This window comes from Bacillus sp. FSL K6-1284, assembly GCF_038002625.1.
Classification (GTDB): domain Bacteria; phylum Bacillota; class Bacilli; order Bacillales; family Bacillaceae; genus Bacillus; species Bacillus paralicheniformis.
Window position 1 is genome coordinate 3,375,789 of sequence record NZ_JBBOCW010000001.1, and the last position, 14,297, is coordinate 3,390,085.

Consider the following 14,297-nt stretch of genomic DNA (forward strand, 5'->3'; position numbering starts at 1 on the left):
TCCTGGCACCCTTTCTCTATTCGTTATAAATCGCCGATTTCCTGTCTGATCATGTAAACGCGCGCCTCATAAGGCTTCATCACAAAAGATGTAAGGTGCTTGTGCGCGTTGATATCAGCATTTGACAGCAGCAGTCCGTCCGTACATAACGGGTATGCGGGATGATGGTAAAACGCCTGGCGCGCGCTAAGGTTGACGATCACGATGGCCGTTTCTTCCCGAAGCTTTCGCAAGTATGCGAAAATCTGCCGGTCCTCAGGGAAGAGCAGTTCATATGATCCGTCGATGAAGACGTCATACCGCTTTCTGATCGCGATCAACCGTTTATAAAAATGATAGACTGACCGGGGGTCATGCTGCTGATGAACCGTATTGATCAGCTTGTAATTTTCGTTCATGCAGAGCCACGGTTCTCCTTTAGTAAAGCCGGCATTTGGCCGATCCGTCCATTGCATCGGCGTGCGGGCGTGATCCCTGCTCTTTTTCCAAACCGCCTTCATGATGTCTTCGTGTGAGCGGCCCTTTTCTTTTTGAATCCGGTAATCATTTTTAATCGATACGTCATCATAATCATCTATATCGAAGAAAATCGCGTTTGTCATTCCGATTTCCTGCCCTTGATAAATAAACGGGGTGCCTTTCATCAAAAAATACATCGCAGCTAAGGCCTTGGCGCTGTCTACTCTGTATTTCCCGTCATCTCCCCAGACTGAAACGGCCCGGGGTTGATCATGATTTTCGATAAAAAGCGCGTTCCACCCTTTCCCCTCAAGAGCCGATTGCCAGTTTGACAATATCCGCTTGAGTTCGGGGAGATCGAGTTCTCCGCCTTCAATCCCCCAAAGACCGAGGTGTTCAAATTGGAAAATCATGCTGAATATCCCGTTTGATTCTCCAACCCAGTCCTCCGCTTCTTCAGCGCTGACACCGTTTGCTTCGCCGACTGTCATGATATGGGGATACCCGGCGAACGTATTTTCTTTTAGTTCCTGCAATAACGCTATAATCCCGTCGACATTCATATGATAAGCAAATGAAGGCACAAAAGAGAGCCCTTCCGGATTCGGCAGATCCGGAAGTCCTTCTTTTTTCTTAATGTGTGAAATCGCGTCAACCCTGAACCCGTCGATTCCTTTTTGAAGCCACCAGTTGATCATGTCATAAAGAGCGCTTCGCATGTCACTGTTTTCCCAATTCAGATCCGGTTGCTTTTCGTGAAACAGGTGCAGATAATATTGCTCTGTTTTTTCGTCATAAGTCCAGGCTGAGCCGCCGAATATGCTTTCCCAGTTGTTCGGTTCGCTCCCGTCCTTTCCGTCTTGCCAAATATACCAGTCCCGCTTCTCGGAATTCCGCTCTGCCCTTGATTCGATAAACCATGGATGTTCATCGCTCGTATGATTGATGACGAGATCGATGATCAGTTTCATTCCGAGCTGATGCGCTTCAGTCAGCAGAGCGTCAAAGTCGTCCATCGTGCCAAATTCCGGCATAATGCTTTGATAATCCCTGATGTCATAACCGTTATCGGCATTGGGAGAATCAAAGACCGGACAAATCCAAATGGCATCTGCCCCGAGCTCCCTGATATACGGAAGCTTCTCTCTGATCCCGTTGATATCTCCGATGCCATCCCCGTTCGAATCCATAAAACTGCGCGGATACACTTGATATATGACAGCCTCTTTCCACCATGCCCTTGTCATTCAAACACCCCTTGTTGTGAAGACATTATGATATATGAATAAAATATTTTTAGACTCCGAACATAAACATCCTATAAACTTTGATATACCAACGATTATACGTTTCTCAATACTAAATATGCTTTGCGGCTTATAAATCCTTTGAAGGCAGCAAGGGTGATGGCAAGAGTAGGTGAAAGAAGCTTTAATCCTTTTGAAACGGAGCATCTGTTAATACAGAATATGTAAAGCATAAATTACAGTTGCTTTTTTACCTATCGGTAAGTAAAATAAATATACAGATTATGCTAAGGATGATTTCAATGAAAAAGAAAATGAACACCCAAGATGCGATTGTTGAAGCAGCATTTACTCTTATTGCCCAACACGGCCTAAAAGGCACGAGCCTTTCAATGATTGCATCGGAAGTCGGCATTTCTAAACCGGCTATTTACTATTATTTCCCTTCTAAAGAAGAGCTGGTGGATTATCTATTTCACATTGTATTTGATGATCACAATTTCTCTGAATTTTTTTCAATCAATGAGTACACGAAGGAAAACTTTAAAAAACGATTAATAACAGACGGCATACGCTATTTTGAAGAGTATAAACATAACTCTCCTGCTTTAAAAGTGGTACACGAGTTTGTTTTAAGTGCAGCACAAAAACCAAGGTATGAGAAAAAGCTTAAATCTATCATGGAACAATTCTTAGAAGGTTTTGAAGCATTGCTTTCTTACGGTGTCGAACTCGGTGTCATCTCTTCTAAAAACACCAAAGTGAATGCACACTCCCTTGCCCTGATCATTGATAATTTGGGTAACTTTATGATTTTAGGAATCGAGATGGATTATAAAAAAATATGGGAAACAGCAGTCAGTCATGTGATGAAAGGCAGTGAAAGATTTTGAATCAGGAAACGATTATTGGATTATCTAAAATAGAGAAAACCTTGTATTGGATCATTCCACCGGTTTTAGGAGCTGTTCTTGGATGGTTTTTGCCTGTTATAGCCGATTGGGTATTGACCATTCCAATCGTTCCTTTTAAAGGGCCTTTGGAATTTATCACATCACTAAACAATTTCTGGGTTTCAATTATCGCTGCAGTTATCGGAATCGTTGCCGGCCTATTTTTTTCACAATATATTTTCACTGAAATTCTTCAGGTGTTCATCTCTGATCAAAATGTGAAGCTGTTGTTTAAAGAGAAAGAAGAAGTGATTGAGAAAAAAGACATTTCTGCAGTTTATTTTGAGAATAAGGATCTTGTTGTTCTTGATCATAAGGGTACTGAATTGTACCGTGAACAACTTGAATCAAAGAGAGCCCTTGCAGAAAGTGCTTTTAAACATCACGGCTATAAATGGGCAGACGAAGATCCTTTTAAGAATGAGTATCAACGCTGGGTTGCGGATCACCCCGATTTTCCCTCGCATATCAATACGCTACTTTTAGCCAGAGAACGAGCTTTACTGGATAATAAACATGAAGAAGCAAAAATTCTGCGCAAAGACCTGGCAAAGCTTGGAGTGGTTATACAGGATGAAGATAAACGGCAATACGTAAGGATGGTATCGTAATATTTCAGTTGCAAACGCCTAAAAAAGAACATTTGGAATAAATTAAACACCGCTCTTTTTGTGAAAGAGCGGTGTGAATCCATCAGCGGACTGTTACGTCCCAATTGGAAATATTAATTTGTCCTGTGCCTCCGAAAACTTCCGTCCCGAATTCCACACTGCTGACATACTTTGTTTTGGAAAGCCAATGTTTGGAGTCGGCAAGATAATTCGTGAAATCCCGAACATTCAGGTTCGCACGTTGGGTGTTTGCCGTTCTGACAAATGAAAACACGTTCCATCCTTTGCCGCTTCCAGCATCAATATAGCCTTTATATACTTTCCAATTGTGCCCGCCGATCGAAACAGTTTCGACATAAGAACCGGCAGGTCCGGCATTTGTGTTATTGAGCCAGATCATAATCTCATCGGTTGGAGCCGAACCCCAGCTTGCCTTGTTTGTATTGTGGAGCCAAATGTCATATGCGGCATTGTACGTGCCGTTCGCACTGATCGAATAGCTGACTTTCGTGTTGATGTTTTTTTGATCTGACAATCGGGTCGGGAAGCCGCTGCCCGCAGTATAGCCTTCAGTCCAATGCCAGCCGCTGACGATCGACGGATAAGCTTTTACTGTGCTTGTATTGCTCGGCCAATTCCATACCCAGCCAATGTCTGAATCATTGTTATGATAAATGGTCTGCCACCAGCCGCTGACCTGGTCGGCTCCCCAAACATTGTTGAATATGTAGTATTTTTTGTTTTTAAAATACAATTTATCCGACGGGTTTGATGACGAAGCAGCAAGCGCTGAGAGCGGCCCCGTCAGCAGCATGATACATACAGCTCCCCATAGCAGGATAGCTTTTAGCAAATGGTTGTTTCTCACGTATTGAAAACCTCCTCATATTTATACACCCTATTATAAAAAAGAACGAAACGGAGTACATTCGTAAAAAGTCATGAATTTCCATAGATATATCCTCTTATCTTTGAAAAGATATCCATTTTATTGAAATAAAGAACGGCCATCGAACTAAAAAACAGCCGCGGTCGCCCGCAGCTGTCTTTTTAAAATTCCGTTTTTTTCACTTCAATGAAACGGATATGATGATCTTCAGCATCAAGAATTTTAAATTCGCATCCCTCAGTTTTGAAGATGTCACCGTTTTTCAGCTCCATCTTTTGCGTCAGAAGCCAGCCAGCAATCGTATCGACTTCTTCGTTTTCAATCGCGATATGAAGGAGGTCATTCACTTCGTCGATTAAAGCCTTTCCGTCCATAATATAATGGTGTTCGCCTTTTTTTATAATGTGCGGCATTTCGTCCTGATCAAACTCATCCCGGATTTCCCCGACGATTTCCTCCAATATGTCTTCAACCGTAACCAGTCCTGCGGTTCCGCCGTACTCATCAACAAGAATGGCCATATGAATCCGTTCCTTCTGCATGCGAATCAAGAGCTCCTGGATCGGTATGTTCTCAATCACCCTGATGACAGGCCTCATTAAGTCCGTTAAAGGAATCGTCTCGTCGAGAAAATACGATTTAAACAAATCCTTGCTGTTGACAATTCCGATAATATGATCTTTATCATCCTTAATGACCGGATATCTCGTATAGCGTTCATTAATGACGGTTTCAATCGCTTCTTTTATGGATTGATCGGCCAACAAGGTAGCCATCTCCGTTCTCGGCACCATGATTTCCCGGGCCAGTCTGTTGTCAAATTCAAAAATTTTGTTGACGTATTTATACTCAGACTGGTTGATTTCTCCTTTTTTATAGCTTTCAGACAGCATAAGCCGCAGCTCTTCCTCACTGATTGCCACTTCATGCTCTTTAACCGAATGGAACCCGAACAGCTTCGTTAACAGCCGGGCCGAGCCATTCAGCAGTTTGATAAACGGGAACATGATTTTATAAAACAAAATGAGCGGCTTCGCCGTCCATAAGCTGACGGCTTCCGCTTTTTGAATCGCAATCGTTTTTGGCGCAAGCTCGCCGACCACAACGTGCAAAAATGTAATGATGACAAAGGCGGTAACAATCGAAGCCACTCTTAAAACGGATTCAGGCAGGCCAAATAGTTCAAAAAGCGGATGGATGATCCTTTCGAATGTCGATTCTCCGAGCCAGCCGAGCCCTAATGCGGTGATGGTAATGCCGAGCTGGCAGGCAGACAAATATTCATCAAGATTTGTCACCACTCTTTTGGCCGCAATCGCCCGCTTATCCCCGCTTTCAACAAGCTGATCGATTTTTGTGCCGCGGATTTTGACGATCGCAAATTCGGCGACAACGAAAAAAGCCGTAGCTGCAATTAAAAGTATGACGAGTATGAGATTCAGGATATTCAAAAAAAGCCCTTACCAAATATGGTAAGGGGCCACCTCCTTAAGACGAATGGTTAGTCATTACGACCGGACAGGAAAATTGCGACGAAGCGCAGCAGCTCAAACAGCGAAACAAGCGCTGCAGCAACATATGTCAAAGCCGCGGCATCCAGCACCTTGCTGACGCCTCTTTCTTCCGTGTTGCGGATCATTCCTTCTGAAACGATGATCCTTTTTGCCCGGGAGCTTGCGTTAAATTCAACAGGCAGTGTCACAAGCTGAAAGAATACGGCTGCCGAAAACAAAATGATGCCGAGTCCGATCAGATTCAGGCTTCCGAGCAGCATTCCGCCGATAAACAAAAACGGCGCCACTCCCGAAGAAAAGTTCACGATCGGAAACATCTTATGCCTCAAAACAAGTGCGCCGTATGATTCCTGATGCTGCAGGGCATGTCCGCATTCATGGGAAGCAACGGAAACCGCTGCAATTGAACGCCCGTAATATACGGGTTCGGACAGGCGCACAACGCGTGCTGTCGGGTCATAATGGTCTGTCAAGGTTCCTCTTACCGGTTCAACCGGGATATCGTAAAGGCCGTTTTGGTCGAGAATCTGTCTGGCCACTTCGGCTCCAGTTCTCCCGCTTGACGCCTCTACTTTTGAATATTTTTCAAAGTTGCTCTTTACTTTAAATTGTGCCCAAATCGATAAACCTAATGCAGCAAATGTTAACAAGTAAAAAATCATGCTCATGCAATCATCTTCCCTCTTGTGATAAGTCGTTTAAAATTTTAATTGTAAATATATTTTATCCCGAGGGATTTCCTTTTGTACAGAAAAGTGCACTACCTTTTTCTTCGCGGTAAACAAACCCCGATAAAGATCAGCACCATTCCTGACACCATGATATAGAAAGGCGGCCTTGTGGACAGCTCCTTGAAAAACTCCCTCCAGAATACCTCATCAGAGGAATGATAAACGGCGTTTAAATCAAAAATGAATTGAATGGATGCCGCCGCCATCAGCTGGACTCCGACCAGTATGAAAAAGAGCCTCATTAAACAGGACATTCCGCTCCCATCCCTCATCCGTTTATAAAAAGTGTATGGAAGGACGGGAACCGATATGACGCCCCAGTAAAAATCTTCAGCTCTACCGGTTATTGTCGGTTATCGAAGGTTTATTTTTACCTGAAAAATTTTTGTAAAATAGGGATATACTGAATAAAAAGGAGAGCTCGGGTGGTGACACGGTGAAAGTAACGGATCAGGAAAAAGAACAGTTAAGCACGGCGATTGATAAAATGAATGAAGGGCTTGATGCGTTCATTCTTCTCTATAACGAATCGGAAAAAGACGAGCAGCTGATCGAATTTGAAGAAGAAACGGCAGAAATGATCAGACAAGCCATTGAACAGCACGGGAAAGTAAGCACCAATCAAAAGTTAAATGCAATCATCAAAGAGATTTTATCATTTTCCCTGCGGAAAGACGGTGAAGAAACATGAAATCAAACCGTGTATTTATCGCATGGCTGAGGTGGCCGATATATGTCCGCATCGCAATCATTATCCTTTTATTGATCATCCTTTTCGGTCAGCTGATCACATTCGTCGAGCCGCAGCAATTTTCAAACGTTTTTGAAGGCGTATGGTGGGCGCTGATCACCGTGTCCTCAGTCGGATATGGTGATTTTGTACCTAAAACCGCACTCGGCAAAACCGTCGGCATGCTCCTTATTTTAATAGGGGCAGCGTTTGTCACGGCCTATTTTGCAACGATGGCGACGGCCGCTTTCAGCAAGCAGCAGCGCTACGCCGAAGGCAAGGTCAACTACAGAGGCAAGGGACATATGATCCTGATCGGCTGGAACGAGAAATCCAACAAACTGATGAGGACGCTCCAGGCCGCCGATTCCAACAAAACGATCGTGCTCATTGATGAAACACTAAAGGAAGGCCCCCTGATGGAAAACATTCATTTCATCAGAGGACCCGCTGCGGATGATGCCACACTGCAAAAAGCCAATATTGAAGAAGCTGAAATCGTCTTTATTACCGCCGATCAGCATAAAAGCGAAATATCTGCAGATATGCAGTCGGTCTTAACATTGCTGGCTGTTAAAGGCTTGAACCCGTCGGTGTATTGCGTTGTAGAAATCTTGACGGAAAAGCAGAAAAAAAATGCCGAGCGCGCCGGAGCGAACCAAATCATCAGTACGGCGGACCTTTTAAAAACAGCAATGCTGCAGCATTTTCTCATTAAAAATCAGCTTCCTGATCCGCTATTTAAGGAAGCCGATATTCATTTCAAAGTCCATCGGGTTCCGCTTCCGAAGACGATGGAAGGTGCGTCTTTTCAAGAAGTGATTCACCATTTCATGAAGGAAGACATTTTCGTCATCGGTATTCACCAAAAAGACGGGCCTGTGCTGTCTCCTTCATTTTCGTACAAGCTTCAGCCGACAGACCAGCTGCTGTCACTTTAGGAAAGAAGCGCCTTTTCGAGTTCTTTTACATACGATTGGCCAAGCTTTTCATAGACGCCGGGAATATCGGCGTCTTTTTCTTTTGGTTCAGCAAACTGGTCAAAAGATGCGCGAAAATTCCCCTGAACGACGTAGTCGTCCAGCGCTTCCTGATAGACGTGGCGAAGCAAAAACGGTGTACCGAGCTTGACCGTCGCATTTTGCGAATCAAGCTGTCCGTCCTCCGCTTCAAACGGAATCCGCAAAAATAAGTATCCTTCCTCATCATCAATTTTATAGTCAAAAAAGCCGCGGTCATATTCCCAGCCGCCGCTGATTACATAACCGAGAGGCTTGAGCGTCTGTTCGAGATGATAAAGAGAAAACGACCGGTTTTCCAGTTCAGAAGGTAAGCTTATCATAAAAAAACTCCTTTTTTCGTTTTTATACTTCTGGGCCCTAGCGCAATTGTTTATCAGGTTCGTGCAGGTGCCCTTCATTGATTTCCTTAAACAGATTGTCCTCCGGCTGCTGCAGGTTGTTTTGCATGCGGAGGAATTTTTTATACTCTCCCATAGTAAAAGGCTTTGCATCATCCGATAACTCGTAGCCGATCTGGCCGTTTGATTCGAGCGTTACGTTTTTCACGTCCGATAATTTTGAAATCCCCTGTGTCCTGAGCCTCATTTCCAGCTGGTCGACAGTCAGGCGGTGCCTTTTTAGGTTCTGCTTCTGAAGCTCGCCGTTTTCGATTAATACAACGGCTTTCCCCGCAATCAGGCTTTCAAAAAAATCAAATTTCATTTTCAAATACTCGATCAACAGAAGGACGATGATAAAGATCGATGCAGCTGCCACCGTTTTAAAAATGCTGTCTTCAATGATCGGCTGAACAATGATCGTTCCGATGGAAATCATGACGACGGTGGTGGCTATTGTCATTTGCGAAATTGATTTCCTCCCCGAAATTCTCAGCAGAACAATACCCGTTAAGATGAGAAACAACGTTTCCAATACAAATAACATGATGTCACTTCACCCGTTTTATTTTTTAGTATGGATCAGAAGCTTGTGCGGTATGAGTATATTTAAACGAATAGGGAAAGACAAAGGTATGAGCTTACTATGAGGAGGGACTTCTATTGAAGAAGGAAAAAATAGCAACGGCTGTCATCGTGTTTCTCGTTACATATGCACTGTTTTCACTGGCGGGCGTTTTATTTCCCGTAGATCGTGAATGGTATGAGTCATTAAACAAACCGGATTGGACGCCGTCAGGCCGTTTAATCGGAACCATTTGGAGCGTGCTGTTCGCCTTCATTTCATTAGCGGCGGCGCTTGTGTATGCCACATATGATCTAAGAAAAGCAGCGGCGCCATTTTGGATCATGCTGATCATTAACTATTTGTTTAACCAGGCATTCAGCTATTTTCAATTCACGGAAAAAAACGTACTTGCTGCCGCGGCCGACTCCTTTTTCGTAGCCTTGACCGCTCTTGCGCTCGCCTTGATTACACTTCGCATTCATAAAAGAGCAGCACTTCTCCTTGTCCCTTATGTGTTGTGGAGTTTTTTCGCGACTTATCTCGCGTTTGCGATTTACGGGATGAATCATTAGGTTAACGAGCCCCGCCGGCTATTGCCGTGTTAAAATAAGGTGAACAGCTGCCTTACAAGGGGGACCGGAATGGAATGAAGCACTGCTTTCTGCAAACAACACGCATCGGCTTTTCTTTATGGGCTAAAGAGAATTTGAATTTGGCAAAGACATTGTGGGGAAATCGAGATGTGGCCAAATATCTGACAGCAGACGGAATTATGACCGATAGCGAAATAAGAAATCGTTTGCTGCTTGAGATCGAACAATACAAAACACACGGTGTGCAATACTTCCCGATATTTAAAACAGGAAACAACGAATTCATCGGATGTTGCGGACTTCGCCCCTATGACCCGGAAAATGATGTGTACGAGCTTGGTTTTCATCTCGTCCGTTCGGCTTGGGGGAAAGGTTATGCATCTGAAGCGGCTGAGGCCATGATTGAATACGCATTTAACAAAATCCGGGCAAAAAAGCTGTTTGCGGGACATCACCCTGAAAATACAGCTTCACAAAAACGACTGGAAAAATTGGGATTCGTCTACACTCATGACGAATTTTATCCGTCTACTGGACTTCAGCATCCGTCATATGAATTAAAACAGCCTCCTGGACAATAAGTCCGGAGGCTGTTTTTTCGTTTATTGATCCAAACGTTTCTCAAGCTCTGCTTTTTTCTCTTCGAAACCAGGCTTGCCAAGGAGGGCGAACATGTTGACTTTGTACGCTTCCACTCCAGGCTGGTCAAACGGGTTGACGCCGAGCAGGTATCCGCTCATTGCGCAGGCTTTTTCAAAGAAGTATACGAGGTAGCCGAACGTGTAAGCGTTCATTTCAGGTACGTTCACGATCAGGTTCGGCACATTACCGTCTGTGTGCGCGAGCATTGTGCCTTGGAACGCTTTTTTATTGACGAAGTCGACCGTTTTGCCGGCAAGGTAGTTTAAGCCGTCAAGATCATTGTCCGCTTCTTCGATTGTCAGCTCATGTCTCGGCTTTTCAACGTTCAGCACCGTTTCGAACATGTCTCTTCTTCCTTCTTGTACGTATTGTCCAAGAGAGTGAAGATCCGTCGAGAAGTTGGCTGAAGATGGATAAATGCCTTTTTCGTCTTTTCCTTCACTTTCGCCAAAGAGCTGCTTCCACCATTCTGCGAAGTACTGAAGGCCCGGCTCGTAGTTGATCAGCATTTCAATCGTTTTGCCTTTGTTATAAAGGACATTTCTGACGACCGCGTATTGGTAAGCCGGATTGTCTTCAAGCTCTGATGTGGAGAAGTCTTTGCTCGCATCGCGGGCGCCCTTCATCATTTCATCGATATCGGCTCCGCTGACTGCGATTGGAAGCAAGCCGACCGCTGTGAGCACAGAAAAGCGGCCACCGACATCGTCAGGAATGATAAATGATTCAAAGCCTTCCTCATTAGCAAGCGTTTTTAATGCGCCCCGCTCTTTATCAGTTGTTGCATAAATGCGGCGTTTCGCTTCTTCTTTTCCATACTTTTCTTCAAGAAGCTTGCGGAAGATCCGGAAAGCAATCGCCGGTTCTGTCGTTGTGCCTGATTTAGAAATCACGTTGATTGAAAAATCAGCGTCTTCAAGAAGATCCATCACGTCTCTCATGTAAGAAGAGCTGATGTTGTTGCCGATGAAAATCACTTGCGGCGTTTTACGCTTTTCTTTCGGCAGCACATTGTAAAATGAATGATTCAGCATTTCGATCGCCGCTCTTGCGCCGAGGTATGAACCGCCAATTCCGACAACCAGCAAAACATCGGAATCATTTTGAATTTTTTCAGCGCATTTTTTAATGCGGGCGAATTCTTCTTTGTCGTAGTCAGTCGGAAGATCCACCCATCCTAAAAAGTCGCTGCCTGCACCTGTTTTTTCGTGAATGGTATGGTGGGCGACTTTCACGAAGTCACGCAGATATGTAAGTTCATGTTCTTTAAAGAATGGCAATGCTCTTGAGTAGTCAAAACGGACATGCGTCATATTATTAAACCTCCAGTACTAGCTGTTTTCTTCCATATACCCGCCAGCGCTTTCATTTTCATGAGAGTGCGAGCCAAAGGGTTTTAAAACATGTCGATTTTCGGCGACAGCCTCTTCCCTTTTCACTTTATATGAACTCCTTCGTTAAATCAAGTGACGAAAAAAAGGAGGATGGAGGCAGGCGCGCAAAAATGCATGTTTTTCAGCCGCCACGCGCAGTTTTGTCAAAAAGATAACAAATGAACAACGGCTCAAGGTATGGCGGTCCTCCTTGAGCCGTCAAGAAATCTTATAAAGAAGCCTTCAAAATAGACAGAACATCGTCTTTATTCAGCGTTTTAAAGCGGCCGAATTCGCCGTTTGCCATCGCTTTGTCGGCAATCAGATCCAGCTTCTCATCTGTTATGTCATAATCAGCAAGGCGATTTGGCGCGCCAAGGCTGGTCCAGAATTCAGACAGCTTCTCGATTCCAACAAGCGCCACTTCACGATCGGTTTTTCCTGTTTCATCTACGTCAAAAACGCGTACGGCAAGCTGTTTAAAGCGGCCGACATTTTCGGAAAGCGTGTGCTTCATCCAATTCGGGAACAGGATCGCAAGCCCTCCCGCATGCGGAATATCGTAGACGGCTGAAACAGCGTGCTCGATATTGTGCGTCGCCCAGTCTCCGCGTGCGCCCATTGATAGCATGCCGTTCAGCGCAATGGTGCCTGTATAGAGAATCGTTTCGCGCAGCTCATAGTTTTCAAGGTCTTCAATGAGCTTAGGAGCTGTTTCAATCACCGTTTTGAGCAGGGATTCGCACATCCGGTCCTGATAAGGAGTATTTTCGGTATGGTGAAAATATTGCTCAAACACATGGGACATCATGTCGACAATGCCGTAAATCGTGTGGTCTTTCGGAACGGTAAATGTGTTGACCGGATCAAGAATTGAAAATTTAGGGAATACGAGCGGGCTTCCCCAGCCGTATTTTTCATTGGTTTCCCAATTTGTGATCACAGATCCCGAGTTCATTTCCGATCCTGTTGCTGCCAATGTTAAAACCGTTCCAAACGGCAGCGCATCAGCAGGAATATGTTTTTTTGTCACAATATCCCATGCATCGCCGTCGTATTTCGCTCCGGCGGCGATCGCTTTCGTACAATCGATGACGCTTCCGCCGCCGACTGCCAATAGAAAGTCAATATCGTTCTCTTTGCAGATCGCGACTCCTTTATTCACAGTGGCAACACGCGGATTCGGTTCGACACCGGGCAATTCATGGACGGTCGCGCCTGCCTTTTCAAGAATTGAAATCACTTGATCGTATAAACCGTTTCGTTTAATGCTGCCTCCGCCGTATACGAGCAGGACATTGCGGCCGTAGTGTTTCACCTCTTCTGCCAGCTTTTCAACTTCTCCCCGGCCGAACATCAGCTTCGTGGGATTCCAATATGTAAAATTATCCATCTATATCTCCTCCTTTATTTACTATTATGGGAAATCGCCGAATGCCCTGTAAAGCGATCTGCTCCTCAAGCGTATAATGTTTCCAAATCCGTCGCAATCTATAAATGTGAAATATAGGACTTCAAAAAGGAGGAAAAACAAATGAATGCACTTCAACGTATTGCATTGGTATTAACAATCATTGGAGCAATCAATTGGGGACTGATAGGATTTTTTCAATTTGACTTGGTTGCAGCCATTTTTGGCGGTCAAGGATCCGCTTTAGCCCGGACCGTTTACGCGCTTGTCGGAATCGCAGGTCTGATCAACCTCGGACTTTTATTTAGACCGGCTGAAGAGACTGCTGGCGAAGACGCCAAGCAGCCGGAAATGCGATAAAAAAACTCCGGCTTTTGCCGGAGTTCTCAGATTGTTGACAAAATCCCAAAACAAAAAGGCGTTTTGGGATTTTGTCATCCTTTCAGCGTGATTGAAAACCCTTGCAGTCTAGGAAGGGCGAGCATCGGAGCGGAGCGAATGTTGGAATTCGTGAGCACCGACGCGCAGGCCTGACAACGAATGCTAGGGTTTGGCGACACGCTGAAACTCCGGCTTTTGCCGGAGTTTTTCAATTACTTCTTAATAAGATCTTTTCTGTTGGACTGCTCGATCCACTCTTCAAGTTTGTCTTTTAACGTGTTGAATCCTTGTGGAGCAGCTGTATCTTCGGCTTGAACAGCCTTTTGTCTTCTAGGCTTGCTTTCTTTTCGTTCAGGAGCTGCCTGTGTAGCGCGGATAGAAAGGCTGATTTTGCCTTTTTCCTCATCTACAGAAAGAACCTTTACTTGCACTTCATCACCGATCGCCAAGTGTTCATTAATATCTTTAACGAAACCGTGTGTTACTTCAGAAATATGCACGAGTCCCTGTGTTTCTTCATCTAATGCAACAAACGCTCCGTACGCCTGTAATCCAGTCACTTTTCCAGTGTAAACACTGCCTACTTCAAATTTTGCTGTCATAACTAACAACTCCTAAATCATATGAATTTAACTCTTTTTATACGCAATAAAAAATTATATCATACAAGTCTTTATTAAGCAAAAAAACTTTTTTAAGCATTGTATGTTTAAAACCGAGCTGAAAGGGGAATACTAAGAACAACTAAGGCTTTCTAGTATTCCCCCCCTTATGTTGATGCGGACCTTTTAGGTGC

Annotated in this window: 17 protein-coding genes; 7 read left to right on the forward strand and 10 right to left on the reverse strand. The window is 44.4% G+C overall.

The annotated features are described in order from the left end of the window. Positions 1 to 23: 23 nt before the first annotated feature. Entirely contained in the window at positions 24 to 1,706 is a 1,683-nt protein-coding gene (locus tag MHB72_RS17310) for a glycoside hydrolase family 13 protein (RefSeq protein WP_216919641.1), read from the reverse strand. A gap of 302 nt (positions 1,707 to 2,008) precedes the next feature. Here MHB72_RS17310 and MHB72_RS17315 point away from each other — a divergent pair, with 302 nt between their 5' ends. After that, positions 2,009 to 2,599 carry a TetR/AcrR family transcriptional regulator gene (locus tag MHB72_RS17315; RefSeq protein WP_016886099.1) on the forward strand — a complete coding sequence of 197 codons (591 nt, stop codon included), beginning with the start codon at positions 2,009 to 2,011 and terminating at the stop codon, positions 2,597 to 2,599. Further along, positions 2,596 to 3,270: a YqeB family protein gene (locus MHB72_RS17320; protein ID WP_340903434.1), complete on the forward strand. Its 675-nt coding sequence runs from the start codon at positions 2,596 to 2,598 to the stop codon at positions 3,268 to 3,270. Before MHB72_RS17315 ends, MHB72_RS17320 begins: the two co-directional genes overlap by 4 nt. Before the next feature lie 82 nt (positions 3,271 to 3,352). On the opposite strand, the gene MHB72_RS17325 is transcribed toward MHB72_RS17320, so the two are convergent. From MHB72_RS17325 to MHB72_RS17340, 4 genes are all read right to left on the reverse strand, one after another. Continuing rightward, on the reverse strand, positions 3,353 to 4,138 hold the full coding sequence (locus MHB72_RS17325; RefSeq protein ID WP_216919639.1) for a GH12 family glycosyl hydrolase domain-containing protein: 786 nt from the start codon (positions 4,136 to 4,138) through the stop codon (positions 3,353 to 3,355). Positions 4,139 to 4,320: 182 nt separating this feature from the next. Then, the gene (locus tag MHB72_RS17330; protein ID WP_026580038.1) at positions 4,321 to 5,610 is read right to left on the reverse strand and encodes a hemolysin family protein; all 1,290 of its coding nucleotides are present in this window, start codon (positions 5,608 to 5,610) and stop codon (positions 4,321 to 4,323) included. 50 nt (positions 5,611 to 5,660) lie between these two features. Beyond that, positions 5,661 to 6,335 carry a zinc metallopeptidase gene (locus MHB72_RS17335; RefSeq protein ID WP_023856125.1) on the reverse strand — a complete coding sequence of 225 codons (675 nt, stop codon included), beginning with the start codon at positions 6,333 to 6,335 and terminating at the stop codon, positions 5,661 to 5,663. Between the two features lie 98 nt (positions 6,336 to 6,433). After that, complete coding sequence (locus MHB72_RS17340) at positions 6,434 to 6,658, reverse strand: hypothetical protein (protein ID WP_023856126.1); 225 nt, start codon at positions 6,656 to 6,658, stop codon at positions 6,434 to 6,436. Positions 6,659 to 6,840: 182 nt separating this feature from the next. Between MHB72_RS17340 and MHB72_RS17345 the strand changes: the two genes are divergently transcribed. Further along, on the forward strand, positions 6,841 to 7,095 hold the full coding sequence (locus MHB72_RS17345) for a membrane-integrating protein MstX (protein WP_020452756.1): 255 nt from the start codon (positions 6,841 to 6,843) through the stop codon (positions 7,093 to 7,095). Further along, entirely contained in the window at positions 7,092 to 8,075 is a 984-nt protein-coding gene (locus MHB72_RS17350; RefSeq protein ID WP_020452757.1) for a potassium channel family protein, read from the forward strand. Before MHB72_RS17345 ends, MHB72_RS17350 begins: the two co-directional genes overlap by 4 nt. On the opposite strand, the gene MHB72_RS17355 is transcribed toward MHB72_RS17350, so the two are convergent. After that, positions 8,072 to 8,476, reverse strand: coding sequence for a YugN-like family protein (locus MHB72_RS17355; protein ID WP_020452758.1), 405 nt, complete (start codon positions 8,474 to 8,476; stop codon positions 8,072 to 8,074). The genes MHB72_RS17350 and MHB72_RS17355 overlap by 4 nt on opposite strands. Before the next feature lie 37 nt (positions 8,477 to 8,513). Continuing rightward, the gene (locus tag MHB72_RS17360) at positions 8,514 to 9,080 is read right to left on the reverse strand and encodes a DUF421 domain-containing protein (RefSeq protein WP_023856128.1); all 567 of its coding nucleotides are present in this window, start codon (positions 9,078 to 9,080) and stop codon (positions 8,514 to 8,516) included. Between the two features lie 116 nt (positions 9,081 to 9,196). Between MHB72_RS17360 and MHB72_RS17365 the strand changes: the two genes are divergently transcribed. Both MHB72_RS17365 and MHB72_RS17370 read left to right on the forward strand, forming a co-directional pair. After that, positions 9,197 to 9,673 (forward strand): TspO/MBR family protein, encoded by a 477-nt coding sequence (locus tag MHB72_RS17365; protein ID WP_216919637.1) that lies wholly within the window; start codon positions 9,197 to 9,199, stop codon positions 9,671 to 9,673. Positions 9,674 to 9,747: 74 nt separating this feature from the next. Next, complete coding sequence (locus tag MHB72_RS17370; protein WP_020452761.1) at positions 9,748 to 10,275, forward strand: GNAT family N-acetyltransferase; 528 nt, start codon at positions 9,748 to 9,750, stop codon at positions 10,273 to 10,275. A 21-nt stretch (positions 10,276 to 10,296) separates the two neighbouring features. Here MHB72_RS17370 and MHB72_RS17375 read toward each other — a convergent pair whose 3' ends face one another. Then, the gene (locus MHB72_RS17375; RefSeq protein WP_020452762.1) at positions 10,297 to 11,649 is read right to left on the reverse strand and encodes a glucose-6-phosphate isomerase; all 1,353 of its coding nucleotides are present in this window, start codon (positions 11,647 to 11,649) and stop codon (positions 10,297 to 10,299) included. Positions 11,650 to 11,938: 289 nt separating this feature from the next. Further along, positions 11,939 to 13,102 carry an iron-containing alcohol dehydrogenase gene (locus tag MHB72_RS17380; RefSeq protein WP_101561525.1) on the reverse strand — a complete coding sequence of 388 codons (1,164 nt, stop codon included), beginning with the start codon at positions 13,100 to 13,102 and terminating at the stop codon, positions 11,939 to 11,941. 141 nt (positions 13,103 to 13,243) lie between these two features. Between MHB72_RS17380 and MHB72_RS17385 the strand changes: the two genes are divergently transcribed. Beyond that, entirely contained in the window at positions 13,244 to 13,480 is a 237-nt protein-coding gene (locus MHB72_RS17385) for a DUF378 domain-containing protein (protein ID WP_020452764.1), read from the forward strand. Between the two features lie 233 nt (positions 13,481 to 13,713). Here MHB72_RS17385 and yugI read toward each other — a convergent pair whose 3' ends face one another. Beyond that, positions 13,714 to 14,103 (reverse strand): S1 domain-containing post-transcriptional regulator GSP13, encoded by a 390-nt coding sequence (gene yugI / locus MHB72_RS17390; protein WP_020452765.1) that lies wholly within the window; start codon positions 14,101 to 14,103, stop codon positions 13,714 to 13,716. Positions 14,104 to 14,297 lie beyond the last annotated feature (194 nt).